Here is a 26,708-nt window from a genome sequence, read left to right on the forward strand (position 1 = left end):
CGGCGCCGAAAGGGCCGCCCCTTCTTCGTTCAGCGGGCGGGCTCGACCAGGGCGGCGACGATGCGCCGGACCAGGGGCAGGATCAGCAGCAGGACCGGGAAGGCGATCAGCCAGGATAGGCCCCAGGCCTGCATCCAGGCGGCGGGAAAGGCCGGGACGACGCCCAGGGTTCGAGCGGTGGCGATGGCCGAGACCACGAAGGTCATGATCAGCGACAGGATCAGCGGCATGACGAGACCGGCGTAACGCGCGGGCAGGCGTCGGAACCGGACGACGGCGGGATGAGGGTGCATGGTTGCGTCTCTCTTTAAATCAGGTCTTCGGCGCGGGCATCCGCCGGACGAACCGGCCCCGGCCGAAGACCGGGATGGATGCGTTGCCTGACGTGAGACGCTTACGGCCGCCGAGGCGACGAGCGTCCTGTAGCAAGTTTGAGAGTGTTTCGCAACAATGGCGGCGCGGTCCCTCGCCCGCCGTTTTTGAATAGAGGACCGGATGGGCCGCAAACACGTCAATCTGGGCACGGCGCCGGCCAAGGCCGATCTGCCGCAGAAGGTCTGCGCCGCCTGCGGCCTGCCGTTCGTCTGGCGCAAGAAATGGGCGCGGGACTGGGATCGGGTGCGGTTCTGTTCCGACCGTTGTCGGGCCAAGGGCGTGTCGGAAGAGCGGCGATAGGCGGCTCTCCGCCTCGTGACCGGCGGACCCGGCGGGAATCGGCTAGGACCGGAGCCATGTCCTCGTCGCCTCGTCTGATGCGCCTTTGCGCCGGCCTTTCGGTCCTGCTGGTCTTGGCCGGCTGCGTCCGGCGCGCGCCGGAGCCCTTGCGGCCGTCGCCCTATCCGGGCCAGACGGCGGCGCCTCTCGTCGGGGGGCTGATCGACCGGCCGATCGACGGGGGCACCCAGGCGGCGGTGGTGCGCGAAGGCTCTGAGCTGGAGCGGTGCATGGCCCAGCTGACCGCGGCGCGGGTGCGGTTCAGCCCCGTGCCGGATCGGCAGAACTCGGCCGTCTGCGGCCTGAGACAGGGCGGGGTGCTGGGGCCGGACCTGGGGACGGTGGCGCGGATGGCGCCCGGCGACGTCGAGATGACCTGCCAGACCGCCCTGGCGCTGAGCGTCTGGCGGCGTCAGTCGCTGGAACCGGCGGCGCGCGAGATCCTGGGGTCGGACGTGGTCCAGATCGACCATATGGGCGCCTACGCCTGTCGCAATGTGAACAACGGCGTGGGCTCCAGCCGGATCAGCGCCCACGCCCAGGCGGCCGCCCTGGACTTCGCCGGGGTGCGGCTGAGGGACGGGCGGCGGATCACGGTGACGAAGGATTGGAGCGGCGACGCGCCCGAGGCCCGATTCCTGCGCCGTATCCGCGACGACGCCTGCCGCATCTTCGGAACAGTGCTGAGCCCAGACTACAACGCCGTCCATTTCGACCATCTGCATCTGGAAGCGACCGACACACGTTTCTGCCGCTGAGGCGGCGCCGAGTGGGGCCGTCGGCCGGGAGAGGCGCATGGCGAAACGGTTGAAGGTCTTCACCTGGTCGGACGGGTTTCACGCCTTCACGGTCGCGGTCAGCTCGCGGCCCAAGGCGCTGGAGGCCTGGGGCTCCAAACAGGATCTGTTCGCCACGGGCCTGGCCAGCGAACTGAGCGGCGGCCCCGACTATGAGGCGGCCGTAGCCGCTCCAGGCGAGGTGATCGAACGCGGCCTGGCCATCGACGTCGGCAAGATCAAGAAGGCGGCCGGACCGAAGAAGGCCGCCGGTCCTTCCAAGGCCCGGCGCGCCAAGATCCAGCGGCTGGAAGCCGAGCTTGAGACCCTGGACGCCGAACATCAGCAGGCGATGGCGGATCTGGCGGATCGGCTGAAGGCCTTGGAGGACGAACAGGCCGAGCGGGAGCGGACCCATGCAAAACGCCGCAAGGTCCTGACGGCGGCCCTGAAGGCGGCGCGCCGCTGAGCCCCTATGACTGGAAGATGGTTTCGAAACCGCCCCACATCATCCGCTTGCCGTCGAAGGGCATGTCCATCTCGGCGAAGCCGGGGTCGGTCTCCATCTGCGCCCAGCAGGCGTCGGCGGTGGCGCGGTCGGGCCAGGTGACCCAGGAGAAGACCACCACCTCGCCCGGCTCCAGCTTTACGGCCATGGGAAAGCTGGTCAGCTTGCCGTCGGGCACGTCCTCGCCCCAGGTCTCGACCTGGGACAGGGCGCCGTATTTCTGAAACAGGGGCCAGGAGGCCTGGGCGGACTTGACGTAGCGCGCCTTGTCCTCGGATTTCACGGGGGTCAGGAAGCCGGTCACATAGGTCATGGGGTCGTCCTTTGCTGAGGGTTCAGAGGTCGGCGACGGCGCGTTCCAGGGCCGCGACGTCGATCTTGATCATCTCCATCATGGCCTGCATGGCGGCCTTGGCGCGGGCGGGATCGGGGTCGGTCGTCAGTTCCACCAAGCGCCGAGGCGTTATCTGCCACGACAGGCCCCAACGGTCCTTCAACCAGCCGCAGGCGTTCTCGCGGCCGCCGTCAGCGGTCAGGGCGTCCCACAGCCGGTCGGTTTCGGCCTGATCCTCGGTCATCACCATGAAGGAGACGGCCTCGGTGAAACGGAAGTTCGGCCCTCCGTTCAGGGCCAGATACTCACGGCCCGCCAGGACGAACTGCACCGTCAGGACCGAACCGGCCGGGCCGGACGGCGTGTCGACCGGCGAGCGGTTGACGGCGGTGATACGGCTGTCGGGCAGAAGCGACACATAGAAGGCGGTGGCGGCTTCCGCCTCGCCGTCGAACCACAGGCAGGGAACGATCTTGTCGGCCATCACGCCGCTCCTTCGGCCAGTTCGGCCAGTTCGGCCAGTTGATCGGCGACGGCGGCCCAGCCCTGTTCGAAGCCCATGGCTCGGTGCGCCGACATGGCCTTTTCGTCCCAATGGCGGGCGACGGCGGTGTAGAGGGTCGCATCGTCCTCGGCCTCGAAGGTGTCGATGCGGACGAAGTTCATCTCGCCGGCCTGGGGAACCCAGCCCTCGGTGAAGGCGCCGGTCGAGACCAGTCTGCGGCCCGGAACCACCTCCAGGAAGACGCCGGAATAGGGATGACGCTCCCCCTCGGGCGAGGCCATTTCGACATTGGCCCGGCCGCCGACGCGCAGGTCCCAGTCCACCACCGGCGTGGTCCAGGGGCGGGGGCAGAACCATTCGGCGGTGCGTTGCGTATAGACGTTCCAGACCGTTTCCGGCGCGGCCCTGATCAGGCGGCTGATGCGGAGTTCGAAAATCTCGGACATGACGATCTCCGCCTCAGGCCGGCGTCAGGTCATGGGCGGCGAAGGCCTCGGGCCCGGCGGCGACGGCTGTGGGGTCCATCCACATGACCTCCCAGATATGGCCGTCGGGATCGGCGTAGCTGCGGCCGTACATGAAGCCGTAATCCTGGGGGCTGTTCGGGTCGGGCAGACCCCCGGCGCCGGCGGCCTGGGCGACCGTCGCATCCACCGCCGCCTTGTCCTCGCGCGACAGGCACAGCAGCATCTGGGCCGAGACCTGGGCGTCGGGAATGGCCCGGTCGGTGAAGCTGCGCCACTTGTCGTGGGTCAGCAGCATGACGTTGATCACGTCCGACAGGACCATGCAGGCGGCCGTCTCATCGCTGAACATCGGGTTTTTCGTCGCCCCGACGGCTTCATAAAAGGCGACCGAACGGTCAAGGTCGGCGACGGGCAGGTTGATGAAGATCAGTTGGGTCATGCGGCGGTCCTCTCCCTCTTTGCGAACCGTGCCTTTGATAGTTAGAATAGTCAATAATGAAGTTAGAAAAAGTAACTGCAAAGCCGGGGCGCCGTTATCATGACGCCTGTGGGGCCGCCCATGGGCTGGACCTGATCGGCGAACGCTGGGCCCTGCTGGTCGTGCGCGAGCTGATGCTGGGCCCGCGCCGGTTCGGCGATCTGAAGAAGGATCTGCACGGCATATCGGCCAATGTCCTGACCCAGAGGCTGGAGGGGCTGGAGGCGTCGGGAGTTCTGCGGCGTCGCAAACTGCCGCCGCCCGCCTCGGTCCAGGTCTATGAGCTGACCGACTGGGGGCTGGAGATCGAGCCGGTCTTCATCGTCCTGGGGCGCTGGGCGGCGCGCTCGCCCCAGCATGATCCGACCCTGCCGATCAGCGCCGTCTCGATCATGCTGTCGTTCAAGACCATGTTCGATCCCGCCCTGGCCGGCGACGCCGCCCTGGTCCTGGGCTTCGTCTTTGAAGACGAGACCTTCCGGGTTGAGATCCGGGACGGCGGTCTGGACGCGCGGCGGGGGCCGATCGACGACGCCGCCGTGGTCCTGACCACCCGCCCCGAACGGGTCGCGGCGGCCGTTTACGGCAAGGTTCCGACGGCGGCGCTTGAGGCCGAAGGCGGGCTGAGGATCGTCGGCGACCGGGCGGTCTTCGAACAGTTCACTGGGTATTTCCACCTACCAGAAAAGGTCGGATTGGAAGCGTCGCCTTAGAAGGTTTGGTAAGGCTTGTCCGGTAGTTGCGACGGGTTAACCGCTTTCGGAGCCGGTCGTGTTCAAGTCCTTGTCCATATCCATCAAGCTGATGATCGCGCTCGGGGCGATGATGAGCGCGTGCGGCGTGGCGACCCTGGTCGTCCTGTTCAGCCTGGTGACGCTGCAACGGTCGGACACGGCCGAACGGTCCGCCTATCAGATCAGCGAGGCGGCCACTCTGACCCTGGCCGCCGCCGTCGAACAGCAAAACGCCCTGCGCGCCTATGTGGCGACGGGCCAGGAGACGGCGCGACGGGACTATCTGGCGCGCAAGGCCGCCTTCGACCAGGCGGCCCAGGCCCTGGACGCCAGCGACGCCGATCATGTCTACGCCGCCCAGCATCAGGCGCTGAAGGCCGCCAGCGACGCCTTTCACCAGCAGTCGCAGGGGCTGATGGCCCAGGCCGCCGATCCGGCGACCCGGCTCCAGGCCGAAGCGCGGCTGTTGCAGACGGCGGACCTGAAGGACATTCGCGCCGCCGTCACCGCTGTCGATCAGGCCGCCGATGCGGTGCTGAGTCAGAGAAGCGCCGCCAAGAAGGCGGCTTTCGGACGGGGCTATGCGGCCCTGGTCGTCGGCGGGATCCTGGCCCTGCTGGTCGCCGCCGCCATGACGGTCTGGCTGGTCCGGGCGCTCAGCCAGCCGATCGTCGCCATGACCCGCGCCATGGCCCAGCTGGCCGGCGGCGATCTGAAGGTCTCCATCCCGGCCCAGGAGCGTGGCGACGAGATCGGCCGGATGGCCGCGGCCGTCGGCACCTTCCGCGACAACGCCGTCGAAAAGGCCCGGCTGGAAGCCGAGGCCCAGTCGCAGCGGGCGGTCAGCGAGGCCGAACATCGCGCCAATGAAGCCGAAAAGGCCCGGATCGCCGAGGAGGATCGGATCGCGCTTACGGCCCTGGCCGAGGGGCTTTCGGCCATGTCCAACGGCGACCTGACCTATCGGATCGAAACCGAGTTCGCGCCCAAGGCCGCCCAGCTCAAGTCCGACTTCAACGCCGCCATCGCCCAGCTGCAACAGGCCATGAGCGTCGTCCTGGGCAATGTGGCGGGCATCCGTTCGGGCGCGGCCGAGATTTCCCAGGCCGCCGACGACCTGTCGCGCCGCACCGAACAGCAGGCCGCCTCTCTGGAAGAGACGGCGGCCGCCCTGGACGAGATCACCGCCACGGTGAACAAGACCGCCGCGGGCGCGCGCCAGGCCGCTGACGTCGTCGACGCCGCCAAGGGCGACGCCGAGACGTCGGGCGTCATCGTCCGCGACGCGGTCGAAGCCATGCAGGCGATCGAGTCCTCGTCCAGCCAGATCAGCCAGATCATCGGCGTCATCGACGAGATCGCCTTCCAGACCAATCTTCTGGCTCTGAACGCCGGGGTCGAGGCGGCCCGGGCGGGCGAGGCCGGTCGCGGCTTCGCCGTCGTGGCCTCCGAGGTCCGGGCCCTGGCCCAGCGGTCGGCGGAGGCGGCGAAAGAGATCAAGACCCTGATCTCGACCTCCACCAGCCAGGTGGGCACCGGCGTGACCTTGGTCGGACAGACCGGCGAGGCCCTGCAACGGATCGTCGACCGGGTGGCCGAGATCGACGGTCTGGTGTCGGAAATCGCCGCCTCGGCCCAGGAACAGGCCATCGGCCTGGCCCAGGTGAATACGGCCGTGAACCAGATGGACCAGGTCACCCAGCAGAATGCGGCCATGGTCGAACAGTCGACCGCCGCCAGCCACGCCTTGGATCAGGAGGCCCAGTCCCTGCAAGCCTCTGCGGCCCGGTTCAAGGTCGGGACCGTGGGTCAGGCTTCGCCCGCCAAATCCGCGGCGCAACGTCCGGCGGCGTCGGCTCCGGCTTCGGCGCGGGCGTCTACGCCCCATATGGCGGCGGCCTTGAAGACCCTGGGGCGCGGCGGCGCGGCCCTGGCGCCCAAGGCTGCGCCCGAAGCCGACGGCTGGGAAGAGTTCTAAGCGGCGACGCGGCTCAGGCCAGGATGTCCAGCAGGGTCGCCGTCATTTCGTCGGCGGTGCGGACCACGGCGGCGTTGGCGCTGAAGGCGGTCTTGGCCTGGAGGCGTTCGACGGTTTCCTCGGCGAGGTTGTCGAGCGGCGCGGTCGCAGTGCGGCGCGCGCTGTTTTCGAACCGCATCTGGGCGCTGGTCATTCCGGCGGCGGCGATGGAAAGCGCTTGCATGACAGGCTCCGAACGAGGCGGGTTTGATCGCCAGACTGTCGCCCTCAGGTCAACGTCGCCTGAAGGAACAGGGTGAACGGCGTTTTCCGCCCCGCTTCAGCCTTTATCCGTGTATAGAGCGCCCATCATTCGCCCGGCCTGAGGTCTGTCCTCGGCCGGGCGCGGTCGTTTCGACGACCGCCTCGTCCGTCATTCCAGGTAGCCGATGCCCTTTCCCGCCGTTCACCCCGCGCTCGACCGCGCTCTGATCAACAAGGGCTATGCCGAACCGACCCCGGTTCAGGCCGCCGTGCTGGAAGAGGGCCATGCGGACCGCGACCTGCTGGTCTCGGCCCAGACCGGATCGGGCAAGACGGTGGCCTTCGGCCTGGCGGCGGCGCCGACCCTGCTGGGCGACAGTCCCCAGTTCGGCCCCGGCGGCGCGCCCCTGTGCCTGGCCATCGCGCCCACGCGGGAGCTGGCCATGCAGGTCGCCGCCGAGCTGCAATGGCTGTACGCCGACTCCGGCGCCAAGATCGCCACCTGCGTCGGCGGCATGGACGCGCGCCGTGAAGCGCGTGCCTTAAGCTTCGGCGTCCACATCGTCGTCGGCACGCCCGGCCGTCTGAAGGACCATATCGACCGGGGCAATCTGGACCTGTCCGAGCTGAAGGTCGCGGTGCTCGACGAGGCCGACGAGATGCTGGACATGGGCTTCCGCGAGGACCTGGAGCACATTCTGGACCAGGCGCCGGAAGGCCGCCGCACCCTGCTGTTCTCGGCCACCCTGGCGCGCGAGATCGTGACCCTGGCCAAGCGCTACCAGAAGGATGCGGTGCGGATCGACGCGACCGACAAGTCGCGCCAGCACGCCGACATCGAATACAGGGCCTATCGCATCGCGCCCAATGAGATCGAACATGCGGTGGTCAACACCCTGCGCTGGTTCGAGGCGCCGCGGGCCATGGTCTTCTGCTCCACGCGCGACAGCGTGCGGCATCTGCAATCGTCGCTGCTGGAACGCGGCTTCTCCTCGGTCAGCCTGTCGGGCGAAATGGGCCAGCGCGAGCGGACCGACGCGCTTCAGTCGCTGCGGGACGGCCGCGCCCGCGTCTGCGTCGCCACCGACGTCGCCGCGCGGGGTCTGGACCTGCCCGACCTGGGCCTGGTCATCCACGCCGAACTGCCGATGAACCGCGCCGGCCTGCTGCACCGTTCGGGCCGGACGGGCCGGGCGGGCAAGAAGGGCGTCTCGGTCATGCTGGTGCCCCACTCGCGTCGCCGCAAGGCCGAGCGTCTGATGGACGAGGCGGGGATCGAGGCCGTCTGGTCCGGCGCCCCGACCTTCGACGAGATCCGCAAGGCCGATGAGGACCGTCTGCTGTCGCCGTCGCATTTCGAGGCCGAGGTGTCGGACGAGGACATGATCGTCGCCAAACGGATGATCGCCGAGCGCACGCCCGACGAGATCGCCGCCGCCCTGGTGCGCCTGTTGCGCAAGGAACAGCCGGCGCCGGAAGAACTGTCCGATCCAGGCGCTGATCGCGGGCCGGCCAAACGCGACCGCGCCGCCCGCACCGACGACGGGACCGCCGCCCAGCCCTGGCCGGGCGAACGCCTGGGCGCCGATGAGGTGGTCTGGTTCCGCCTGGACGTGGGCCGTAACAAGAACGCCGACCCCAAATGGTTGATCCCCCTGATCTGCCGCATCGGCGGCATTTCCAAGCCCCAGATCGGCTCGATCCGCACCTTCCCCGAAGAGACCCGGTTCGAGATCGCCAAGACCCATGAAAAGGCCTTCCGCGAAGCGGTCGCCGCTTCGAAGGAAGAGGTGAAGATCACGCCGTCGGAGGCGCCCACGCCGGGGTCGATGAAGGCGTCGCGCTTCGCCGGCAAGCCGCGCGAGGACGGCGACCGCCCCTTCAAGAAGACGCCCTACAAGCGTGCCGAAGGCGGAGAGGGCGACGCCCGTCCGCCGTTCAAGAAGAAGCCCTGGGCGCCCAAGACCGACGGCGCCGCCAATCCGCGGTCGAATGCGGCGGGCGACAAGCCCTTCGCCAAGAAGCCGTTCAAGGCCAAGCCGGGCTTCAAGAAGGACGGGTTCAAGAAGGACGGCTTCAAGGGCAAGCCCAAGGGCTGAGACTTGATTGATTCTGGACGGAGGCGCACCCTTCGCCCATGAGCACGCCGTCCGAACCCCAGGGCCGATACGCCTCGTTCGAGGCCTTCTACCCCTATTACATCCATGAGCATTCCAACCGGACCTGTCGGCGCATCCACGTCGTGGGCACCGGACTGGTGATCCTGGCCCTTCTCGCCTTCGTCGTGACCCTGAATCCCTGGTGGCTTCTGGCCATGCCCCTGGTCGGCTACGGCTTCGCCTGGGTCGGACATTTCTTCTTCGAGAAGAACAAGCCTGCCACCTTCAAATATCCGCTGTGGAGCCTGATGGGCGACTTCCGCCTGTTCTTCGAGACGGTGTCCGGCAAACGCAAATTCTGACCGCGCGCCCTGGGTTTCGGAAGCTGCGCCTTTCTGGAAAATGGGTTATGCAGAAGGTGCGGCGGGAGGCCGCAGGGAAGGGGAAACGCTTCATGAAACGCATCGCCGCCGCGGCCGTCGCCGCCCTCATGCTCACGCCGGGCGTCGCCCTGGCCCAGAAGTCGGGCGGCCGGCCGGACTTCACCCTGTCGCCCAACTATGGGGAGGTGGAGCTGGAAAGCGGCTTCACCCCCGATCCCTGGACCAAGTCCATCCTGGCCGGCGGTTCCGTGGCCGCCTCGGCCGCGCGTTCGGGCTGCGAAGGTTCGGTCAGCGCCGCGCCGGATCTGCAACTGACCTATGAGGCCGGCGAACTGGACCTGACCGTCCGGGCCACGGCCTCGGAAGACACCACGCTTCTGATCAATACGCCCGACGGTCAGTGGCTGTGCGACGATGACAGCGGCGGCGATCTGAACCCTCAGGTGCTGATCTCCGATCCGCAGAGCGGCCGCTACGACATCTGGCTGGGCACCTATAATGACAAGATGGTCCAGGCGACGCTGGAGGTCAGCGAACTGGGCGGCTCCAGCAGCGGCGGCGGCGAAAGCCCCGATACGGATAAGGAGCCGAACTACGGCTCGGTGCGCCTGCGCACCGGCTTCACCCCCGATCCCCACGAAAAGTCGATCCTGGCCGGCGGCTCGGTCCCGGCCGCCAACGCCAAGGCGGGCTGTGAAGGTTCGGTCAGCGCGGCGCCCGACTATCAGGTCTTCTTCGAGGCGGGAAATCTGGACCTGACCTTCCTGGTCGAGGCGTCGGAAGACACCACCCTGTTGATCAATACGCCGAACGGCCGCTGGTACTGCGACGACGACAGCGGCGGCAGTCTGAACCCCAAGGTCCAGATCACCAATCCGCAGAGCGGCCGCTATGACATCTGGGTCGGCACCTATGGGGACGACATGGTCCAGTCGACGCTGAAGGTCAGCGAACTGGACTGAGCCTTCGCAGATCCCGCACATGAAAACGCCGGCCCCTGACGGAGCCGGCGTTTTTCACGTCTGGACGGTGATTTAGCGGCCGGCGCTTTCCCAGGCCGGGGGGCAGCCGTCGAAACGACCGGCGTCGGCGATGGTCAGGGTCCGCATGTTCAGACGGCGCGCCTGGGCCATCGAGCCGCGGCCGCTTCCGGTATAGAGGTCGATCTTCTCACCCTTGATCGCCCCGCCGGTGTCCGAGGCGTACCAATAGCCGTCATGGATCGAACCGTCGGCCAGACGCATGCCCACGGTTTCGCGGATGAAGAGCTTGGTGCGACGCGGAATGACGCGCGGATCGACCGCCACGGTGCGCATGGCGATGGGACGGCAACCCAGGGAATCATTGCCCGTCGCCCCGCCGCCGCCCGCATGATAGAGCCGGGCTGAGGCGCGCCAGTCGGGATCGCCGGCCATCAGCTCGGCCTGTTCCTCGGTCAGGGCCGCAGCCTCCAGATCGGGGGAACCGATGTCGTCCGCCGGGGTTTCAACCCTGGCTGCATCCGCCGCGACAGCGACATTGTAAGGGACTGGCTCGCTCGAAACCGAGGACAGAGCGGTCCACAACAAGGCGAAGGCAGCGGAGGCGCCGATCATCCGATTTGCTCATAGAGGCGCCGGCTCCCAACGCCGCCGGCGCGCGTTTTGTCGCCGGGACTTGTGGCCAGAAAGGGGCGCGGCTCAAAACGCCTTGATGACGACCGATAGGGCTGTCGCCAACAGATAGACTGCAAAGGCTTTTTTCAGGACGCGCCGATCCAGCCGGTGCGCCAGCCGCGCGCCCAGCGGCGCCGACAGGGACGTCATCGTCCCCATGATCACGGCGGCGGGCAGATTGACATAGCCGAGCGACAGGGGCGGGCGGCCCGGCGCGTCCCAGCCGAAGACGACGAAGCCGGCCGCCGCCGCCGCTCCGATCGCGACCCCGAAGCCCGAGGCCGTCGCCACCGCCTGGTGGATCGGCCGGCCGAACAGGGTCATCGTCATGCCGCCCAGACTGCCGCCCCCCACGCCCATCATGGCCGAGAACAGGCCGATCAGGCTTCCCAGGACGCCTCGGGTCCATCCCGTGGGCATGTCATTCCTCAGCACGTAGCGTTCGGGCAGCAGGCCCATCTGGGCCGCCACCAGGATCAGCAGGACGCCGTAGACCAGGGCCAGCCCCTCCATGGAGGTCACGCCGGCGATGGCCGCCCCCGCCACGGCGCCCAGGGCCACCCAGGGCGTCCAGGTCCGCAGCACCTGTTCGTCCACGGCCCCGTGCTTGCGGTGGGCGGCCAGGGACCGCAGGGCCGTGACCACGATGGTCGCCAGCGAGGTGCCGATGGCGGTGTGCAGATCGCCCTCGCCGCCCACGCCCAGGACAGTGAAGGCGTAGAACAGCACCGGCACCAGAACCGTGCCGCCGCCCACCCCGAACAGGCCGGCGATGATCCCGCCGAACAGCCCCGCCCCGATCAGGGCCAGAACCAGCAGGGCGATTTCAGACAGGGGCAGGCCGAACATGCCGCGCCCTTAGCAGGCGCGGGGCGCCTTCACCATCAGAACCGGTAGTTGAGCCCGATCTGCACGACGGGCAGGACCTTGTAGTCGTCGGCGTCGGCCTGAATCTCACGCTCCTCTTCCGCCAGACGATCCTGGAAGGCCGGCTGGTCGGACAGGGTCCCGCCCGAGGCGTTCAGATCGACCTGGGGCGCATCGCCGAAGGCCGCGCCGGCCAGCAGCCGCAGGCCCCAGCGCCCGTCATGGGTGAAGGTGTTGTCGAACCCCAGGCCGACGAAGGGGGCGGTGCTTTCCAGGTCGATGCGGCCGGTCAGGGTTCCGACCTGCTCAGGCGTGAAGACCAGGCCGCCGATATTGACCGGCTCGGTCGGGGTGGCGTTCAGATCGACCTTGCGCGTGCCGAAATAGGCGCCGGCCGAGACGAAGAAGGGGTTCTTGAACGGGTGCAGATCCACGAAGGCGCCCGGCGACTTGAAGTCGATGTCGGCCTCATAGTCGATGCCGTCATAGGTGTCGTCGCGGTCCCACTGAAGCGCGTCATAGCCGCCGCGCAGCACCAGATAGTCGTTCACGGCGAACTGGGCCTGAAGCCCGGCGCCCGGCGTGCCGACCTGGGCGCCCAGGGCGAACCGGCCCCGCTCCGCACTGGAAACGGGCGTCTGGGCTGCGGCCTGGGCGGCGGGCAGGAGGGCGGCCGCGGCGGCGGCGAGGGCGATGAGCTTCATGGCGGACTCCGGTCGCGAAAAGGGTTCGACGCTGAAAGGCGCGGCGACCCGGACGGTTCCCGTCCCGGCTGGGCGTCAGGCCGCCGCGTCGCGCCGCGCCTCGGCCTCGCGCACCGCCTCGGCGGCGCGGTCCAGAACCTCCAGCCCAGCGCCCGGCCGGATGGCCTCGACCGTCAGGATGCGGCGGAAGGCCCGCGCGCCCGGCCGTCCGTGCATCAGCCCCAGCATGTGGCGCGTCATGGCCGCCAGCCGCACCCCCTCCGCCAGCCGGGCCGCCATATAGGGGCGATAACGGTCCAGGGCCGCAAAGGCGTCGACGTCGACCGTCTCGGCCCCGAACAGGCGCCGATCCGCCTGACCCAGGAGGGCCGGCTCATGATAGGCGGCCCGGCCCAGCATCACCCCGTCCAGCCGCACCCCGTCGGTGTCGTCCAGCAGGGCCTCGGCCTGATCCAGATCGGCGATCCCGCCGTTGATCGAAATGTTCAGCTGGGGCCGCTCGCGCTTCAGCCGGCGCACCAGTCCATAATCCAGGGGCGGCACGTCCCGGTTCTCCTTGGGCGACAGGCCCTGAAGCCAGGCCTTGCGCGCATGGACGATGAAGACCTCGATCCCGACGGCGGCGCAGGCGTCCACGGTGGCGAACAGGCTGACCTGGGGGTCCTGGTCGTCGACGCCGATCCGGCATTTGACCGTGGCGGGCACGGACACGGCCTCCCGGATCGCCGCCATACAGTCGGCGACCAGCGCCGGCTCGCGCATCAGACAGGCGCCGAACCGGCCCGACTGAACCCGGTCCGAGGGACAGCCGACGTTCAGATTGATTTCGTCATAGCCGTAGGCTTCGCCGATCCTGGCCGCCTGGGCCAGTTCTTCAGGATCGGACCCGCCCAGTTGCAGGGCGACCGGATGTTCGACCGCATCGAACCCCAGCAGATGATCCCGATCCCCATGCAGCACCGCCGGCGCCGTCACCATCTCCGTATAGAGCAGGGCCCGCGCGCTGAGGGCGCGGTGAAACGCCCGGCAATGCCGGTCGGTCCAGTCCATCATCGGGGCCACGGACAGCCTACGCGCTTGGGTTATAGACATTGTTCAGTAATATCAAAACTTTGGTTGACAGACTGTGCGCTCGATCTTGCGCCGGTTTGCGACGTTGTTTCCGGCTTTTCGACATCTCAGCGCACGCAGGGCGCACACGAAAATGGCGAGGTATTCGAAGCTCCCGTCCGGAACATCGCGGGTCCAGGTCAGGAGGAAGGGTCGCTATATAGGCGAGACCGTCCTCAAACGCGATGATGCGCGGCGGTGGGCGACTGAGGCCGAGGGCCGCATTGGCCGCGCTTAGCGAGGTTCCGTGGCGGCGCAGCCGTTCATTATGCGGAATCGGCTCGGCGATCCCAGTGCCTGGACGGCGCGCGCCCCCTCTCCTCGGGCGTTGGCGGTTCATCGACTGAAGAGGCCGCGGGGCAGCGGCCGTCAGCGCCGCTTCGATCCCTGTCGAGCCGGACGGTCCTGATCGGACCCGCGACGCTCGTGGGGAGACAGTCGTGTGCGGTGCATGTCGCAGATGTCCTTTATCCAGGCGTGAACAGCCTTGATCCGTGCACTGCCGTGGACCTCCCTGTGGGTGCTCAGCCAGAAACGACGCTCTATCCAGAGGTCTGGCAGCACGCGTTGGAGGCCGGTCGCCATGAAGCAGGGCAGGACGCCGATTCCCCCGTTCCCGGCGATGATTTCCCTCTGGGCGCGGATGGATGAAGAGGAAAGGACGGGCTTCAAACCCGGTGAAACCTCATCGAGATACCTGAGCTCCGGCGCATAGATCAGATCCTCGACATAGCCGACGATGTCGTGCCCGGTCAGGTCATTGGCGTCGTCGGGCGTCGGGTGTCGCTCGAGATACTCCGGCGAGGCGTAGAGCCCGAGCTGATAGGGCGTCAGCGGCTCCACGACCAGGCGAGCGCTGTCGGGCGCGCTCAGGGTGACGGCCATATCCACCTCGCGACGGCTGGGAGAGAGAAAGCCCGAACTGGCCGCCAGTTCTATCCGGAGATGGGGATGTTGTCGGCGAAGCCCGGAAAGGGCAGGCGCCAGGATGGTGGCGCCGAATCCCTCGGCGGCGCTGATCCGCACGGTGCCCGCGATGCGATCGGGATGGCCGACGCTCGCCGCAGCTTCCATCGCCACCTCGGCCTGGGCGCCCGTTTCGAGGAGGTAGGCGCCGGCGGCGGTCAGCCGAAGGCCGCTTTTGGACCTCACGAGCAAGGTGGCCTTCAGGGCCGACTCCAGCCTCGCGATCCGGCGGCCCACGGTCGCCGCGTCGATCCCGAGCCGGATGGACGCTGTCGAAAGGGAGCCGCTGCGGGCTGCGGCGAGGAACACTCGGAGATCGTCCCAATCGAACATGCGGAAATGCAATTTCAAACACGCAAAAACGCAGTTCAAGTCTGTAGATGAACAGTCTAGGGCTGGGCAAGATAAAAAAGGCAGGAACGCTCATGCGCGACATCAACCATTTCATCGACGGCGCCGTTTTCGCGGGCGCCTCGGGCCGGTTCGGCGAGGTGTTCGATCCCAATACGGGGGCGGTTCAGGCGCGGGTCCAGCTGGCCACGGCCGGCGAGGTCGATCGCGCCGTCCAGGCGGCCCAGAACGCTTTCGAGGGCTGGTCCAGCACCAATCCCCAGCGTCGCGCCCGGGTCATGTTCGACTTCAAACGCCTGGTCGAGGCGAACATGAACGAACTGGCCGAACTGCTGTCCAGCGAGCACGGCAAGGTCATCGCCGACTCCAAGGGCGACATCCAGCGCGGGCTTGAGGTGATCGAGTTCGCCTGCGGCATCCCCCATGCGCTGAAGGGCGAATACACCCAAGGGGCCGGGCCCGGCATCGACGTCTATTCGATGCGCCAGCCGCTGGGCGTGGTGGCGGGCATCACCCCGTTCAACTTCCCGGCCATGATCCCGATGTGGATGTTCGGCGTGGCGATCGCGGTTGGCAACACCTTCGTGCTGAAGCCGTCCGAACGCGATCCGTCGGTGCCGGTGCGGCTGGCCGAACTGATGCTGGAGGCCGGGGCGCCCAACGGCGTGCTGAACGTGGTGCATGGCGACAAGACCGCGGTCGACGCCATCCTGACCCATCCCCTGGTCCACGCCGTCAGCTTCGTCGGCTCGTCCGACATCGCCCACTATGTCTATCAGACAGGCGCGGCCAACCATAAGCGGGTCCAGGCCATGGGCGGGGCCAAGAACCACGGGATCGTCCTGCCTGACGCCGACATGGATCAGGTGATCAAGGATCTGGCGGGCGCGGCCTATGGCTCGGCCGGCGAGCGCTGCATGGCCCTGCCGGTGGTCGTGCCGGTCGGCAAGAAGACGGCGGACGAACTCCGTGAACGGATGGTCGCCGAAATCCCCTCGCTGCGGGTCGGCGTCTCGACCGACGCCGGCGCCCACTACGGTCCCGTCGTCACGGCCCAGCACCGCGAGCGCGTCGCCGGCTGGATCGAGAAGGGCGTCCAGGAAGGCGCCGAACTGGTCGTCGACGGTCGCGACTTCAGCCTGCAGGGGCATGAGAAGGGCTATTTCATCGGCCCGTCCCTGTTCGACCATGTGAAGCCCGAGATGTCGTCCTATCAGGAGGAGATCTTCGGCCCGGTGCTCCAGATCGTCCGCGCCGAAACCTTCGAGGAGGCCCTGGCCCTGCCGTCGAACCACCAGTACGGCAACGGCGTCGCCATCTTCACCCAGAACGGCCGCGCAGCCCGCGACTTCGCCGCCCGGGTCAATGTCGGCATGGTCGGGATAAACGTGCCTATCCCGGTGCCGGTCGCCTATCACACCTTCGGCGGCTGGAAGCGTTCGGCCTTCGGCGACATCAACCAGCACGGCATGGAAGGGGTCCGCTTCTGGACCAAGACCAAGACCGTGACCGCCCGCTGGCCCGACAGCGCCCTGGAGCATTCGGACAGTTCGTTCGTCATTCCGACGATGCGCTGACCCTTCGCCGCCGTCACCCTCGGGCTTGACCCGAGGGCCGGATTGTCCGCGCTTGTGCGCCGACGCGGATGAACAGACGCGCCCGCCTCCGATCCTCGGGTCAAGCCCGAGGGTGACGGGGTCGGGGCGGGGAGTGACGATAGATGGACTTCGCCCTTACCGACGACCAACGCGCCATCCAGGACGCGGCGCGCGCCTTCGCCGAGGCCGAGCTGGCGCCCCATTCGGCCCGCTGGGACGAGGAGAAGCAGTTCCCCGTCGAAGTGATGAAACAGGCGGCCGAGATGGGCTTCTGCGGCATCTATACGGCCGAGGAGCACGGCGGCATGGCGCTCGGCCGGGTCGAGGCGGCGCTGATCTTCGAGGAGCTGTCGCGCGGCGATGTGGCGACGGCGGCCTTCATCTCGATCCACAATATGGCGACCTGGATGATCGACCGGTTCGGGTCGGACGCTCTGCGCGCGCGGTTCGTGCCGTCGCTGGTCGGGATGGAGAAGATCGCTTCGTACTGCCTGACCGAGCCGGGCTCCGGCTCCGACGCGGCGGCGCTGCGGACCACGGCGGTGCGCGACGGCGACCACTATGTGCTGAACGGCTCAAAGGCCTTCATCTCGGGCGCGGGGACCAGCGACCTCTATGTCGTCATGGTCCGCACCGGCGGCGAAGGCCCCAAGGGGATCAGCGCCCTGGTCGTCGAGGCCGGGACGCCCGGCCTGTCGTTCGGGGCCCAGGAGCGGAAAATGGGCTGGAACGCCCAGCCGACCGCCATCGTCCAGTTCGACGACTGCCGCGTGCCCGTCGCCAATCTGCTGGGCGAGGAGGGGGCGGGCTTCCGCTACGCCATGGCCGGTCTGGACGGCGGGCGGCTGAACATCGCCGCCTGTTCCCTGGGCGGGGCGCGGCTGGCGCTGGAGACGGCGCAGGACTATGTCGCCACCCGCAAACAGTTCGGTCGGCCGATCGGCGAGTTCCAGGCGTTGCAGTTCCGCCTGGCCGACATGGCGACCGACCTGGAGGCGGCGCGGCTGATGGTGCTGCGCGGCGCCTGGGCCATCGACGCCGACCATCCGGAAAAGACCAAATGGTGCGCCATGGCCAAGCGAATGGCCACCGACGCCTGTTTCCACATCGCCGACGAGGCCCTGCAACTGCACGGCGGCTACGGCTATCTGAAGGACTATCCGCTGGAACGGATCGTGCGGGATCTGCGGGTCCACCGCATCCTGGAAGGGACCAATGAGATCATGCGGGTGATCATCGCGCGGGAGATGGGGCGGTCATGACGCCGCCTATGGCTCCAGCCCCTTGGACGGTTTATGTTCTGACCATAATGGTCAGGAGGCGGAGCCATGCGTGAGATCGGAGTGCTGGAAGCCAAGACCTCGTTCACCAGCTTGATCGCCGAGGTGGAGCGGACGGGCGAAGAGGTGCTGGTCACGCGACGGGGGCGGGCGGCGGTCAAGATCGTGCCGGCGTCGCCGCAGCGCCGGACCCGGTCGCCGGAAGAACGCCGCGCCATAGCCGAGGAGATCATCGCCTGGCGCGACGCCCAACCCATAGACTCGACCCTGGCGGAGATGAGCTGGGACGAGCTTAAAAAAGTGATCCGCGATGAAGACCGTCACGATTGACGCCTCCTGCGCGATCAGCTGGCTGTTCGCCGAACAGCGCACACGGGCGGCGGATCGATTGCTGCTGGACGAGGCGATTTATCGGACGGCGCCGGATGTGTTCGCGTGGGAGATCGGCAACTTCATCTCATTGCGGGTGGGGCGAGGCCGCGCCGATCTTGACCCGTTGCGCGAGAAGCTGGGTCAGCTGGACATTCGCGTGACGCCTCCCAGGGACAGCGAGGCGACGTTGGCCCTGATCGGTCCGTCCGTGACGCACGGACTCAGCCTGTTCGACACCGCCTATCTGCTTCATGCCTTGGGCAATGGGGGGGCGCTGGCCTCCCGAGACGCTGCCTTGTTGGACGCCTGCCGCGCCGTCGGCGTCGATGTTTTTGATTTGCGGGATTGAGCCGAGAATGACCACCGAAGCCGAAATCATCGCCCGCATCGAGAACGGCGTGGGCCGCATCACCCTGAACCGGCCCAAGGCGATCCACGCGCTGAACCGGCCGATGTGCGAGGTCATGACCCAGGCCCTGCTGGCCTGGCGCGACGATGCGGCGGTCACGTCGGTGCTGATCGACCATGCCGGCGAGCGCGGCTTCTGCGCCGGGGGCGACATCCGCACGCTCGCCGAGAGCGGGGCGGGCGATGCGTCGGAGGCCAGGGCCTTCTTCCTGGCGGAATACCGGCTGAACCATCTGATGTTCGACTATCCCAAGCCGATCACGGCGATCGTGGACGGGATCGTCATGGGCGGCGGCGTCGGCATATCGGAACCCGCCGCCATCCGTATCGCCACCGAGCGGACCACCTACGCCATGCCCGAGACGGGCATCGGCCTGTTCCCGGACGTCGGCGGCGGCTGGTTCCTGCCGCGCCTGCCGGGCCAGACGGGCGTCTGGCTGGCGCTGACGGGGGCGCGGCTGAAGGCGCAACAGACGATCGAACTGGGCATCCACACCCACTATGTTCCGTCCGATCAGATTGAGGCGCTGAAGGCGGACATAGTGAACGGCGGCGAGCCGATCGAGGCCGTGGGCAAGCACGACATGCCGATTCCGCCGGGCTTCGCGTTCGAGCGCGAAGCCATCGACCGGCTGTTCGCCTTCGACACGGTCGAAGAGATCTTCGCAGCCCTGGAGGCGGACGGTTCGGACTGGGCCCTGGCTCAGCTGGCGGTCCTGAAGACCAAGTCGCCCCAGTCGTTGAAGGTCTCGCTGCGCCAGATCCGCACCGGTGCGAGGCTGACCGCCTTCGCCGACAATATGGCGATGGAATACGCCCTGGGCGCCCGGATGGTGCGGACCCACGACTTCCAGGAGGGTGTCCGCGCGGTGATCGTCGACAAGGACAATGCGCCCCGCTGGTCCCCTGCGGACCTGTCGGGCGTTACCGAGGCGACGCTGGACGCCCTGTTCGCGCCCTTGCCGGACAACGAAAAATGGACGCCGCTGGCCTGACCGCGTCCCCCGCTTTCGCGGGGATGAGCGGGCGACAATAGGGAGAGAGACCATGACCAAGATCGCCTTCATCGGCCTGGGCAATATGGGGGGCGGCATGGCCGCCAATCAGGCCAAGGCCGGCCACGCCGTCGCCGCCTTCGACCTGTCGCAGGCGGCCCTGGACAGGGCCGCCGCCGCCGGCTGCACGCCTGCGGCTTCGGTCGCCGAGGCCGTGCGCGACGCCGAGGTGGTGATCACCATGCTGCCCGCTGGCCCCCATGTGCATAAGGTCTATGCCGAACAGATCATCGGGGCGGCGCCGTCCAGCGCCCTGCTGCTGGACTGCTCCACCATCGACGTGGAGACGGCGCGCAAGGTGGCGGGCCTGGCCAAGGCGGCCGGCTACGCCTTCGCCGACGCGCCGGTGTCGGGCGGGACGGCGGCGGCCGATGCGGGAACCCTGGCCTTCATGGTCGGCTGCGACGAGGGCGATTTCGCCCGGGTCGAGGCGGCGCTGGAGGCGATGAGCCGGATCACCATCCGCGCCGGCGATCACGGCGCGGGCCAGGCGGCCAAGATCTGCAACAACATGCTCCTGGGCATATCCATGCTGGGCGCGTGCGAGGCGATCGCCCTGGCCGAAAAACTGGGTCTGGACCCGGAGCGCTTCTTCGAGATCGCCTCCAAATCCTCGGGCCAGTGCTGGAGCGTGACCAGCTATTATCCCTGGCCCGGCCCCGTACCCGCCGCCCCGTCGAACCGCGGCTATCAGGGCGGATTCGCCACCGCCATGATGCTGAAGGATCTGAAACTGGCCCAGGACGCGGCGGCCAAGTCCGGCGCCTCCACCCCCCTGGGCGCCCAGGCCGAGGCCCTCTACGCCCTGTTCGACGGCCTGGGCCACGGCGGCCGCGACTTCTCGGCCATGCTGCAGATGCTGCGCGGACGGCTGGACGCGCTGGAGGCCCAATGATGGCCGACACCCTGGCCCCAGGCGCTGAATGCGCTGGATTCGGCCCTATGCCCGAGCTTTCGGTCAAGGGCTGCTGGCGGGCGTGCTATCCGGGCGGGTGTTCATAGACATCGACATGCAGGCTCTCGCTGTTGGGCCTGCACATCTAGAACCGCTTGCCCAAGGTGATCTCGATGCGGCGGCCGACGGGGTCGCGGCTGTCGCGCCCGTAGCCGGGGGCGGGGGCGCCGTCGGCGAGGCGGGCGGAGGGGCGTTCGTCGGTCAGGTTCTGGATCGACAGCTCCAGCCGCGCCCCTTCCGCCCGTCGCCCGGACACGTCCCGGAAGAGGCGATAGGTCGCCTTCAGGTCCAGGCGGGCGAAGTCGCTGATCCGCAGGTCGGCCGGGCCGTCTTCACCGATGGTCGCCCGGCTGCGATAGCCCGCCGTCCACCGGCCGGTGACGTCGATCTTCAGCGGCCCCTTCATCCGGCTGAGCGTCCATCCCAGGTCCTGGCCGGACACGCCGCCGCCGTCACCGGCCAGACGATCCAGGACCGGCAGGCCCCGGCCCAGCTCGGTCCGGTCGGTCAGCCGCCAGGTGTGAAACAGGCTGACCGTCCAGGTCGCGGCGGAGGCCTGGCTGGGATCGACCGGCGGGTTCAGGCTCAGACTGGTGGTCAGAGACCGGGTCTCTGAAGCCGTGGCGTTGAAGGGGCGCAGGTCGATCCGAACGAGACGGCCCGACGCATCGCGCAGGAACCGGTCGGGATAGGCGGCCTCGGTCTGTGGCGTCGGCTGAAGAGTCGACGAAATCCCGTCGCGCGCGCGGGCCAGGGACAGACCCTGGTTGAAGCCGACGCTCCAAGGGGTGAAGGGGCCCAGCGACAGGTTGAGAGCCGCGCCTTCGGACCGGGCGACGGTCAGGTCGGGATTTCCGCCGACCAGGGTCTGGACCTCGACCGCCTCACCGGTGCGGAAGTCATAGACGACGGCGTTCGGGCCCTGGCGCTGCGGGGCGAAGCGGTCCAGGTCGCTGGGCGCGGTCAGGGTGCGGTTCCAACTGGCGCTGAGGCTGATCTGGTCGCGCGGCTGCCAGGCGGCGCCGAGGTCCAGACTGCTTCCGCCCCCGGCGTCGGTGTCGCGGCCGCCGGCGCCCAGGCTGACGGACAGTCCGCCCAGGCTCAGGCCCCCGATTTTCAGGGTCTTCGCCTCGCCCTCGAGACCGGGCGGCGGCGCAGGCTGGGACAGAGGGACGGTGATCTGCCCCTGCCAGGCGGAGCCCGTCGTGGCGCGCCGGTCCGCCTCTCCCACAGCCTCCGTCCGGGTTCGGTTCCGGTTCGCATCGGCGGACAGATTGACGGCGATCGGGCCGGCGCCCAGGCCCGGCAGGCTGCGGTTCAGGGCGACCGCGCCGCTCCAGCTCATCAGGTCGGTCTGGGAAGGCGTCGGGCCTTCGGCCTCGACGACATCGGCCGTAGCGAGGAGATTGACCTGGGCGGTCCAGTCGAGAACTGAACCGCTGAGGCCGCTGCGCACCTCCCAACGGCGGGTGTCGGTGGAGAGAACCGTCAGGCCGTCGGCGTCCCGCGTGGTCGATCGGCTGGAGGTCTGGCTCGCTGAGGCGTTCAGGCTGGCGGCCCAGTCGCCCAGGCTGCGGTTGAAGGCGGCGTTGGCCGAAAGGAACCGGCTCTCGGGCGTCAGGCTGACGCCTCCGCTGTCGGGGTGGTCACGCAGATAGGCCGGGCGATCGTCCGCCCGCAGGGCCGAGGCGTCGCGCAGGGCCAGGGTCAGGTTGGTGACGTTGCGGTCCTGAAGCCGGGACTGGCGCGCCGTGGCGGAAAGCTCGCGAAAGCCCCCGGCGGTCGGGGTCGCAGCCGTCATGGCGCCGTCGCGACTGGCGAAACTGCGCTGAAGGACCAGGTTGAAGACCCGGCCTGACGGCGAGCCGCCGTACTCCGCCGCCGAACCGGCCGGCAGGACCTCCAGCCTTTCCAGGGCGTCGGGCGGCAGGTCCAGAAAGACGGAGGGGTCCGGCATGCGGACGCCGTTGATGATGACCACGGGCGGCTGGCCGGGGCTGAACTGACGTACGGCCTGGCCCAGCACCTCGCTGACGCTGCCGCCGGCCAGGGCGTCGATCCGCGCGGCGTCATATTCATACTGGGGCGGGGCGCGCGTCGCGCCGCGCCGGGCCGCCACCTCCACGTCGGGCAGGACGGTCACCGCAGGCGGGGCGGCCTGCGGCGCTGCCGGCGTCGCCTGGACGGCGGCGCCGAACCCGGCGAGCGTGAGACAGAGGGAGATCACAGGGACAAACTAGGGGCGAGCCGGGCCGCGCGGAAAGAAAAAAGGCCGGGCGTCGCGGACGTCCGGCCAGGCTTTTTCAGGTTTAGGATCCGGGCACCAGCCGTACCTAGAGGATTTGCAGACCCGGAATACGGATCGAGCCGCTGACGATGGTGCAGTTGCGACCGCCGGGGTTCACGGGGGGCAGGACGTTGTTGTTGAAGGTCGCCGTGCTGGTCGCATTGTTCCAGGCGACCACCACGGTGCCGTAGCAGGGATCGTTGGCCACGGTGTTGGCGCCGATGGTCAGTGCGATCGAGGTGGTCGATCCCGGCACCACGGCCGCGCTCCAGGCGCCGGACGGCGCAACGGCCAAGCAGGCGATGCCGCCGGGCGAGATGCTGCGCGTCGGAATGGGCGCGCTGGTCGCGCTCAGCGGGCTTGCGGTGATGGAGACGTTGCAGGTGACGCTGATCGTTTGCGACAGGGTCACAGAACCCGATCCGGATACGCTGCCCGAACTGGGCGAGAAGGATTGGGCGAAGCTGGGGGAAGCGACGGCGACGGAAGCGAGCGCCGCAGCGGCGATGGAAAGCGTCTTGATCATGGTAGTCCTCCCTTTGAATGGGTCCTTGGTTGGACCCGTTGAGCGTGTGTTCACCCGCTAGGGGCGATGTACTTACAACGCGGAAGGTAGGTTGGAGTCAAGGAGAAATACGTATATTTTTCAATGATATAAAACGACATAAGGCCGTCCGATCGGCGTCTCTCGACGCCGGGGACGGCCTCACAGGGCGGCCGGGAAGACCGGCCTGTCGTCAACCTCAGAACGACTTGGTCAGCCGCACGGCGAACAGCCGCGGGTCCAGGGTGAAGACGTTGGTCGTCAGCCCAGTGTCGTCCGAGTTGGTGAAGGCGTCGACGATGGGCGCATCGTCGAAGACGTTCTTGACATAGGCCTGGAGCTTCAGGCCTCGCGCCTCATTGGTCAGGGACACCGAGAGGTTCAGATTGTCCCAGCCCTCCAGCCGGTCGTATTCAGTGTTGTAGACGCGGAAGAAGCTCTCGCCCTGGCGATAATAGTCGCCGCGCAGGGTCAGGTCCCAATCGCCCAGGAACCAGCTGTACTGGGCCCCGATGTTGGCGGTCCAGTTGGGCGAGTTAGGAAGTTCATTGCCGCCCAGGTCGGCCTCGAAACCCCGCCCGCCGTTCGGCGCCTCGGTCAGGGGATCATAGGTGAAGCCGTAGAGGGCCCAGAAGGGAAGGATGGACTCGAAGTTGGGGTTGAAGGTGCCGAACCGCGACGAGCCGGCGCACAGGGCGCTCAGCGCCAGATTGGCCGCATCGGGTCCGAAAGCGCTGTTGAGGATGGTCTCAGCGTAGGCGCGCGGGGCGATGCAGTTCGACGGCACCTGGATCCAGGGACGGATGGTGATCCAGTCGGGGTCGCCTTGGGTGCGGTCCATGACGTTGATGGACCGCTCGCCGTCGGCGATGCGGGACTTCAGATAGCCGAGATTGCCGTCGATCTGGAAACTGGGCGTCGGCCGGTAGACCGCTTCAAGCTCCAGACCCCAGATTTCAGCGTCGAAATTCTCATTCAATGAGATGCGATCGACGATCTGGGAGACCTGATAGTCTTTGTAGTCATAGTAGAAGCCGGTCGCGTTCAGCCGCAGCGCCCCGTCCATCAGCGTATTCTTGGCGCCGATTTCGAAGGCGTTGACGTATTCGGGCTCAAAGGTGCTGGCCAGGGGCTGATACTGGACGACCTTGGGGTCCAGCTCCAGGCGAGGCGGGTTGGTGCCGCCGCCCTTATAGCCGCGGGAGAAGGAGGCGTAGACCAGGGTGTCGTCGGTGAAGGACAGATCGGGTGTCCAATCCAGCACGATCCGGCCGGTGACCGCCTCCCACTTCTGTTCGATGTCCGGCAGGGCGTAATAGCCCCGACGCACGAATCCGCCCGACCCCGGACCGGACCCGCCGCCGAGCGGCGCGCCCAGCAGCAGCTGGCTGGGATAGGGTGTCGTGTCCTTGCGGTCCTCGGTATAGCGCAGGCCGGTCGTCAGCCGCAGTTCCGGCGTCAGGTCCCAATAGCCCTCGCCGAAGACGGCCCAGGAGCGGGTGTGGACGACGTTCTTGCTGCGGAAATAGTTGTGACCTTCGCCGTTGATTTCGCTCAGCGGATTGGGGTCGACATAGACGCATTCGAACACGCGATCGTCATCGCAGGGTACGGTTTGCGAACTTCCGTCCGGACCCAGCTCGAAGTTGTAGAAATATTCGGCGAGGTAGGAGAAGGTGTTGTTGAAAACGTAGTAATCGTCCTGCGACTTGAAGTCCAAATAGTTGGCGCCGAGGCTGAAGTTGAAATCGCCCGCCATGTCGGACTGAAGGCGGAACTCCTGATACCATTGTCGATTGTCGGACTGGCTGATGTCGGCCGACAGGATCCGGTTTGACGGCCCCAGTTGCGGATCGGTGTAGACGCCGCCGGGCGCGGCCGGCGACGGAATCAGGTCGCCGAAGAAATCGAACACCTGGCTGCTGTCCGAGAAGGCGGGGTTGGAGACGTAGCGCGCATAGTCCTGCGACGCATAATAGTCGTCCTTGGCGTAGGCGGTCTGTGAGAACAGGGTCAGGGTGTCGGTCAGGTCGAATTCGAGATTGACCTGGACGACGTCGTTCTCGGCCCGGAAGACGGGATCGTAGTTGGTGGCGATCTCACGCAGGTCTCGCGACTGCACGACGCCCTCATAGGGGTCGAAGCCCTGTGGGATCGGATAGACGCTGGCGCCGTTTGCGTCGAAGCCGCCCAGGCTGAAGAAACCGGACAGCAGCCGGATCGGCCCGAAGGAACCACCGTTGGGCGCCCCATAGGCGGCGTCGGAATACAGTGAACCCGGCAGACAGCCCTGGCTCAACTGATCTTGATTGTAAGGGGTGGTGATCGTCGCCGAACCGACCTGGGTCGGGCCCGGATCGGTGGTGCACAGCTGTTTGCCGGTGCGGGAGCGGTGGTCGTCTTCCTCGAAATGCTCCCAGATCGCATTGGCGCGGAACCGCGCCGTCGGCTCCCACCGGGCCGACAGACGGGTGGTGAACAGGTCGCGGTCGTTCACATGGGTGTCGTTGAAGCTGTTGTAGTCGAAGCCGTCGCGCTGGGTGAAGCCGAAGGCGCCGCGCACGGCGAAGGTGTCGCCGAAGGGGACGTTGAGCATGGCCTGGCCGCGCCGGCTGTCATAGTTGCCCAGTTCCCCGGCCGCGAAGCCCTCCGACCGGAACTTGGGCAGTTCGGGGAACATGTTGACGACCCCGCCGGTGGCGTTGCGGCCGTAAAGCGTACCCTGCGGCCCGCGCAGCACCTCGACCCGAGCGACGTCCAGATATTCCTGCTCGAACAGCCGGTTGCGGATCAGGGGAGTGTTGTTGAAGCTGACGGCCACGGCCGGGTCGCTGGAGGCGGACACCGCCTTGGTCCCGATCCCGCGGATCGAGAAGTTGTACATGCTGAAGTTGGATTTGGAGAAGGCCACGTTCGGCACGGCGCGCAGCAGTTCCGAGCCCCCTTCAATCTGCCGCGACGCCAGGGCCTCGGCCGACAGGGCCGAGACGGCGATAGGCACGTCCTGAACCGACTGTTCGCGCTTCTGGGCGGTCACGATGATGTCGTCCACCACGGCGGGCGAGGTCTGACCTGCCTGCGGCGCTGGGGCTGCGGGCGGCGTCGTCTGGGCCAAGGCGGGGGCTCCAGCCATCAGCAGGGCTGTGACGGAGACCGAGAGCGCAAGGCGCGCGCGAGTGCGGACGGCTGAAACCATGTGATCCTCCCTGAGCACGCCGACCGGAGACGGCGTCCTGATGTGCGTTTCCTCCCGCCTGATGTTTCCGCTCGGCGGGGCGGGGCCACCGGCGGTTGTCGCCAGCTTCGCACTACTCACTCTCATGTCAATACCTATTGA

Annotated in this window: 28 protein-coding genes; 14 read left to right on the plus strand and 14 right to left on the minus strand. The window is 67.7% G+C overall.

All coding sequences use genetic code 11. The features are described from left to right. Nucleotides 1–29 precede the first annotated feature (29 nt). On the minus strand, nt 30–293 hold the full coding sequence (locus AC1RKE_RS14670; RefSeq protein ID WP_348684535.1) for a DUF2798 domain-containing protein: 264 nt from the start codon (nt 291–293) through the stop codon (nt 30–32). Nucleotides 294–495: 202 nt separating this feature from the next. Between AC1RKE_RS14670 and AC1RKE_RS14675 the strand changes: the two genes are divergently transcribed. From AC1RKE_RS14675 to AC1RKE_RS14685, 3 genes are read left to right on the plus strand one after another with little or no spacing between them, the layout of a single operon-like run. After that, complete coding sequence (locus AC1RKE_RS14675; RefSeq protein WP_152949548.1) at nt 496–675, plus strand: DUF2256 domain-containing protein; 180 nt, start codon at nt 496–498, stop codon at nt 673–675. Nucleotides 676–731: 56 nt separating this feature from the next. Continuing rightward, on the plus strand, nt 732–1,472 hold the full coding sequence (locus tag AC1RKE_RS14680; protein WP_191558190.1) for an extensin-like domain-containing protein: 741 nt from the start codon (nt 732–734) through the stop codon (nt 1,470–1,472). Between the two features lie 37 nt (nt 1,473–1,509). After that, entirely contained in the window at nt 1,510–1,959 is a 450-nt protein-coding gene (locus AC1RKE_RS14685; protein WP_348684536.1) for a hypothetical protein, read from the plus strand. A gap of 4 nt (nt 1,960–1,963) precedes the next feature. On the opposite strand, the gene AC1RKE_RS14690 is transcribed toward AC1RKE_RS14685, so the two are convergent. The 4 genes from AC1RKE_RS14690 to AC1RKE_RS14705 are packed head-to-tail and all read right to left on the minus strand — an operon-like array spanning nt 1,964 to nt 3,743. Further along, nucleotides 1,964–2,311 (minus strand): DUF1428 domain-containing protein, encoded by a 348-nt coding sequence (locus tag AC1RKE_RS14690; protein WP_054764796.1) that lies wholly within the window; start codon nt 2,309–2,311, stop codon nt 1,964–1,966. A 22-nt stretch (nt 2,312–2,333) separates the two neighbouring features. Then, nucleotides 2,334–2,816 (minus strand): VOC family protein, encoded by a 483-nt coding sequence (locus AC1RKE_RS14695; protein WP_152949551.1) that lies wholly within the window; start codon nt 2,814–2,816, stop codon nt 2,334–2,336. After that, entirely contained in the window at nt 2,816–3,283 is a 468-nt protein-coding gene (locus AC1RKE_RS14700; RefSeq protein WP_152949552.1) for an SRPBCC family protein, read from the minus strand. The genes AC1RKE_RS14695 and AC1RKE_RS14700 overlap by 1 nt, the downstream gene beginning before the upstream one ends. A 13-nt stretch (nt 3,284–3,296) precedes the next feature. Then, nucleotides 3,297–3,743 (minus strand): VOC family protein, encoded by a 447-nt coding sequence (locus tag AC1RKE_RS14705; protein ID WP_228185176.1) that lies wholly within the window; start codon nt 3,741–3,743, stop codon nt 3,297–3,299. Nucleotides 3,744–3,799: 56 nt separating this feature from the next. Between AC1RKE_RS14705 and AC1RKE_RS14710 the strand changes: the two genes are divergently transcribed. Together AC1RKE_RS14710 and AC1RKE_RS14715 are read left to right on the plus strand one after the other, a co-directional pair. Then, complete coding sequence (locus AC1RKE_RS14710) at nt 3,800–4,495, plus strand: winged helix-turn-helix transcriptional regulator (RefSeq protein ID WP_183217967.1); 696 nt, start codon at nt 3,800–3,802, stop codon at nt 4,493–4,495. A gap of 91 nt (nt 4,496–4,586) precedes the next feature. After that, a complete protein-coding gene (locus tag AC1RKE_RS14715; protein ID WP_395942035.1) occupies nt 4,587–6,494 on the plus strand; it encodes a methyl-accepting chemotaxis protein in 1,908 nt (635 codons plus the stop codon). A gap of 13 nt (nt 6,495–6,507) precedes the next feature. Here AC1RKE_RS14715 and AC1RKE_RS14720 read toward each other — a convergent pair whose 3' ends face one another. Beyond that, on the minus strand, nt 6,508–6,717 hold the full coding sequence (locus AC1RKE_RS14720) for a flagellar basal body rod C-terminal domain-containing protein (protein WP_182714154.1): 210 nt from the start codon (nt 6,715–6,717) through the stop codon (nt 6,508–6,510). 205 nt (nt 6,718–6,922) lie between these two features. On the opposite strand from AC1RKE_RS14720, the gene AC1RKE_RS14725 reads away from it, so the two are divergent. The 3 genes from AC1RKE_RS14725 (at nt 6,923) to AC1RKE_RS14735 (ending at nt 10,181) form a co-directional block, all read left to right on the plus strand. Beyond that, the gene (locus AC1RKE_RS14725) at nt 6,923–8,836 is read left to right on the plus strand and encodes a DEAD/DEAH box helicase (RefSeq protein ID WP_348684704.1); all 1,914 of its coding nucleotides are present in this window, start codon (nt 6,923–6,925) and stop codon (nt 8,834–8,836) included. Nucleotides 8,837–8,874: 38 nt separating this feature from the next. Further along, nucleotides 8,875–9,198 carry an Mpo1-like protein gene (locus AC1RKE_RS14730; RefSeq protein WP_201463768.1) on the plus strand — a complete coding sequence of 108 codons (324 nt, stop codon included), beginning with the start codon at nt 8,875–8,877 and terminating at the stop codon, nt 9,196–9,198. A 92-nt stretch (nt 9,199–9,290) separates the two neighbouring features. Next, entirely contained in the window at nt 9,291–10,181 is an 891-nt protein-coding gene (locus AC1RKE_RS14735; protein ID WP_348684705.1) for a hypothetical protein, read from the plus strand. A gap of 72 nt (nt 10,182–10,253) precedes the next feature. On the opposite strand, the gene AC1RKE_RS14740 is transcribed toward AC1RKE_RS14735, so the two are convergent. The 5 genes from AC1RKE_RS14740 to AC1RKE_RS14760 all read right to left on the minus strand — a co-directional run bounded on the left by AC1RKE_RS14740 (nt 10,254) and on the right by AC1RKE_RS14760 (nt 14,854). Further along, the gene (locus tag AC1RKE_RS14740) at nt 10,254–10,814 is read right to left on the minus strand and encodes a 3D domain-containing protein (protein ID WP_348684707.1); all 561 of its coding nucleotides are present in this window, start codon (nt 10,812–10,814) and stop codon (nt 10,254–10,256) included. 84 nt (nt 10,815–10,898) lie between these two features. Beyond that, nucleotides 10,899–11,723: a sulfite exporter TauE/SafE family protein gene (locus AC1RKE_RS14745; protein WP_191558198.1), complete on the minus strand. Its 825-nt coding sequence runs from the start codon at nt 11,721–11,723 to the stop codon at nt 10,899–10,901. 35 nt (nt 11,724–11,758) lie between these two features. Beyond that, nucleotides 11,759–12,445, minus strand: coding sequence for a hypothetical protein (locus AC1RKE_RS14750; RefSeq protein ID WP_183217981.1), 687 nt, complete (start codon nt 12,443–12,445; stop codon nt 11,759–11,761). Nucleotides 12,446–12,520: 75 nt separating this feature from the next. Further along, a complete protein-coding gene (dusA, locus tag AC1RKE_RS14755) occupies nt 12,521–13,537 on the minus strand; it encodes a tRNA dihydrouridine(20/20a) synthase DusA (RefSeq protein WP_191558200.1) in 1,017 nt (338 codons plus the stop codon). A 387-nt stretch (nt 13,538–13,924) separates the two neighbouring features. After that, nucleotides 13,925–14,854: a LysR family transcriptional regulator gene (locus AC1RKE_RS14760; RefSeq protein WP_191555178.1), complete on the minus strand. Its 930-nt coding sequence runs from the start codon at nt 14,852–14,854 to the stop codon at nt 13,925–13,927. Nucleotides 14,855–14,946: 92 nt separating this feature from the next. Between AC1RKE_RS14760 and AC1RKE_RS14765 the strand changes: the two genes are divergently transcribed. The 6 genes from AC1RKE_RS14765 to mmsB all read left to right on the plus strand — a co-directional run bounded on the left by AC1RKE_RS14765 (nt 14,947) and on the right by mmsB (nt 20,480). After that, nucleotides 14,947–16,449 carry a CoA-acylating methylmalonate-semialdehyde dehydrogenase gene (locus tag AC1RKE_RS14765; RefSeq protein ID WP_348684623.1) on the plus strand — a complete coding sequence of 501 codons (1,503 nt, stop codon included), beginning with the start codon at nt 14,947–14,949 and terminating at the stop codon, nt 16,447–16,449. 143 nt (nt 16,450–16,592) lie between these two features. Further along, the gene (locus AC1RKE_RS14770) at nt 16,593–17,732 is read left to right on the plus strand and encodes an isobutyryl-CoA dehydrogenase (RefSeq protein WP_182714147.1); all 1,140 of its coding nucleotides are present in this window, start codon (nt 16,593–16,595) and stop codon (nt 17,730–17,732) included. Nucleotides 17,733–17,798: 66 nt separating this feature from the next. Further along, entirely contained in the window at nt 17,799–18,080 is a 282-nt protein-coding gene (locus AC1RKE_RS14775) for a type II toxin-antitoxin system Phd/YefM family antitoxin (protein WP_182714146.1), read from the plus strand. Further along, the gene (locus tag AC1RKE_RS14780; protein WP_182714145.1) at nt 18,061–18,471 is read left to right on the plus strand and encodes a type II toxin-antitoxin system VapC family toxin; all 411 of its coding nucleotides are present in this window, start codon (nt 18,061–18,063) and stop codon (nt 18,469–18,471) included. The genes AC1RKE_RS14775 and AC1RKE_RS14780 overlap by 20 nt, the downstream gene beginning before the upstream one ends. Nucleotides 18,472–18,478: 7 nt before the next feature. Then, nucleotides 18,479–19,525, plus strand: coding sequence for an enoyl-CoA hydratase/isomerase family protein (locus tag AC1RKE_RS14785; RefSeq protein ID WP_348684202.1), 1,047 nt, complete (start codon nt 18,479–18,481; stop codon nt 19,523–19,525). Nucleotides 19,526–19,577: 52 nt separating this feature from the next. After that, a complete protein-coding gene (gene mmsB, locus AC1RKE_RS14790; protein WP_348684200.1) occupies nt 19,578–20,480 on the plus strand; it encodes a 3-hydroxyisobutyrate dehydrogenase in 903 nt (300 codons plus the stop codon). Between the two features lie 145 nt (nt 20,481–20,625). On the opposite strand, the gene AC1RKE_RS14795 is transcribed toward mmsB, so the two are convergent. From AC1RKE_RS14795 to AC1RKE_RS14805, 3 genes are all read right to left on the minus strand, one after another. Continuing rightward, complete coding sequence (locus tag AC1RKE_RS14795) at nt 20,626–22,767, minus strand: TonB-dependent receptor plug domain-containing protein (RefSeq protein ID WP_348684198.1); 2,142 nt, start codon at nt 22,765–22,767, stop codon at nt 20,626–20,628. Nucleotides 22,768–22,873: 106 nt separating this feature from the next. Continuing rightward, nucleotides 22,874–23,353 (minus strand): PraA/PraB family alkane oxidation protein activator, encoded by a 480-nt coding sequence (locus tag AC1RKE_RS14800; RefSeq protein ID WP_152949565.1) that lies wholly within the window; start codon nt 23,351–23,353, stop codon nt 22,874–22,876. A gap of 217 nt (nt 23,354–23,570) precedes the next feature. Continuing rightward, a complete protein-coding gene (locus AC1RKE_RS14805; protein WP_182714137.1) occupies nt 23,571–26,567 on the minus strand; it encodes a TonB-dependent receptor in 2,997 nt (998 codons plus the stop codon). Between the last annotated feature and the right edge of the window lie 141 nt (nt 26,568–26,708).

Source organism: Brevundimonas sp. GW822-FHT03E11 (assembly GCF_058801445.1).

Bases quoted from the DNA above. Each gene is read 5' to 3' on its own strand.
- AC1RKE_RS14695 (WP_152949551.1), bottom strand. From the start codon at position 2,816: ATGGCCGACAAGATCGTTCCCTGCCTGTGGTTCGACGGCGAGGCGGAA.
- AC1RKE_RS14770 (WP_182714147.1), top strand. From the start codon at position 16,593: ATGGACTTCGCCCTTACCGACGACCAACGCGCCATCCAGGACGCGGCG.
- AC1RKE_RS14725 (WP_348684704.1), top strand. From the start codon at position 6,923: ATGCCCTTTCCCGCCGTTCACCCCGCGCTCGACCGCGCTCTGATCAAC.
- AC1RKE_RS14680 (WP_191558190.1), top strand. From the start codon at position 732: ATGTCCTCGTCGCCTCGTCTGATGCGCCTTTGCGCCGGCCTTTCGGTC.
- AC1RKE_RS14745 (WP_191558198.1), bottom strand. From the start codon at position 11,723: ATGTTCGGCCTGCCCCTGTCTGAAATCGCCCTGCTGGTTCTGGCCCTG.
- AC1RKE_RS14735 (WP_348684705.1), top strand. From the start codon at position 9,291: ATGAAACGCATCGCCGCCGCGGCCGTCGCCGCCCTCATGCTCACGCCG.
- AC1RKE_RS14780 (WP_182714145.1), top strand. From the start codon at position 18,061: ATGAAGACCGTCACGATTGACGCCTCCTGCGCGATCAGCTGGCTGTTC.
- mmsB (WP_348684200.1), top strand. From the start codon at position 19,578: ATGACCAAGATCGCCTTCATCGGCCTGGGCAATATGGGGGGCGGCATG.
- AC1RKE_RS14690 (WP_054764796.1), bottom strand. From the start codon at position 2,311: ATGACCTATGTGACCGGCTTCCTGACCCCCGTGAAATCCGAGGACAAG.
- AC1RKE_RS14700 (WP_152949552.1), bottom strand. From the start codon at position 3,283: ATGTCCGAGATTTTCGAACTCCGCATCAGCCGCCTGATCAGGGCCGCG.
- AC1RKE_RS14705 (WP_228185176.1), bottom strand. From the start codon at position 3,743: ATGACCCAACTGATCTTCATCAACCTGCCCGTCGCCGACCTTGACCGT.
- AC1RKE_RS14765 (WP_348684623.1), top strand. From the start codon at position 14,947: ATGCGCGACATCAACCATTTCATCGACGGCGCCGTTTTCGCGGGCGCC.
- AC1RKE_RS14760 (WP_191555178.1), bottom strand. From the start codon at position 14,854: ATGTTCGATTGGGACGATCTCCGAGTGTTCCTCGCCGCAGCCCGCAGC.
- AC1RKE_RS14685 (WP_348684536.1), top strand. From the start codon at position 1,510: ATGGCGAAACGGTTGAAGGTCTTCACCTGGTCGGACGGGTTTCACGCC.
- AC1RKE_RS14775 (WP_182714146.1), top strand. From the start codon at position 17,799: ATGCGTGAGATCGGAGTGCTGGAAGCCAAGACCTCGTTCACCAGCTTG.
- AC1RKE_RS14710 (WP_183217967.1), top strand. From the start codon at position 3,800: ATGAAGTTAGAAAAAGTAACTGCAAAGCCGGGGCGCCGTTATCATGAC.
- AC1RKE_RS14715 (WP_395942035.1), top strand. From the start codon at position 4,587: ATGATCGCGCTCGGGGCGATGATGAGCGCGTGCGGCGTGGCGACCCTG.
- AC1RKE_RS14720 (WP_182714154.1), bottom strand. From the start codon at position 6,717: ATGCAAGCGCTTTCCATCGCCGCCGCCGGAATGACCAGCGCCCAGATG.
- AC1RKE_RS14675 (WP_152949548.1), top strand. From the start codon at position 496: ATGGGCCGCAAACACGTCAATCTGGGCACGGCGCCGGCCAAGGCCGAT.
- AC1RKE_RS14800 (WP_152949565.1), bottom strand. From the start codon at position 23,353: ATGATCAAGACGCTTTCCATCGCCGCTGCGGCGCTCGCTTCCGTCGCC.
- AC1RKE_RS14750 (WP_183217981.1), bottom strand. From the start codon at position 12,445: ATGAAGCTCATCGCCCTCGCCGCCGCCGCGGCCGCCCTCCTGCCCGCC.
- dusA (WP_191558200.1), bottom strand. From the start codon at position 13,537: ATGTCTATAACCCAAGCGCGTAGGCTGTCCGTGGCCCCGATGATGGAC.
- AC1RKE_RS14740 (WP_348684707.1), bottom strand. From the start codon at position 10,814: ATGATCGGCGCCTCCGCTGCCTTCGCCTTGTTGTGGACCGCTCTGTCC.
- AC1RKE_RS14805 (WP_182714137.1), bottom strand. From the start codon at position 26,567: ATGGTTTCAGCCGTCCGCACTCGCGCGCGCCTTGCGCTCTCGGTCTCC.
- AC1RKE_RS14785 (WP_348684202.1), top strand. From the start codon at position 18,479: ATGACCACCGAAGCCGAAATCATCGCCCGCATCGAGAACGGCGTGGGC.
- AC1RKE_RS14730 (WP_201463768.1), top strand. From the start codon at position 8,875: ATGAGCACGCCGTCCGAACCCCAGGGCCGATACGCCTCGTTCGAGGCC.
- AC1RKE_RS14670 (WP_348684535.1), bottom strand. From the start codon at position 293: ATGCACCCTCATCCCGCCGTCGTCCGGTTCCGACGCCTGCCCGCGCGT.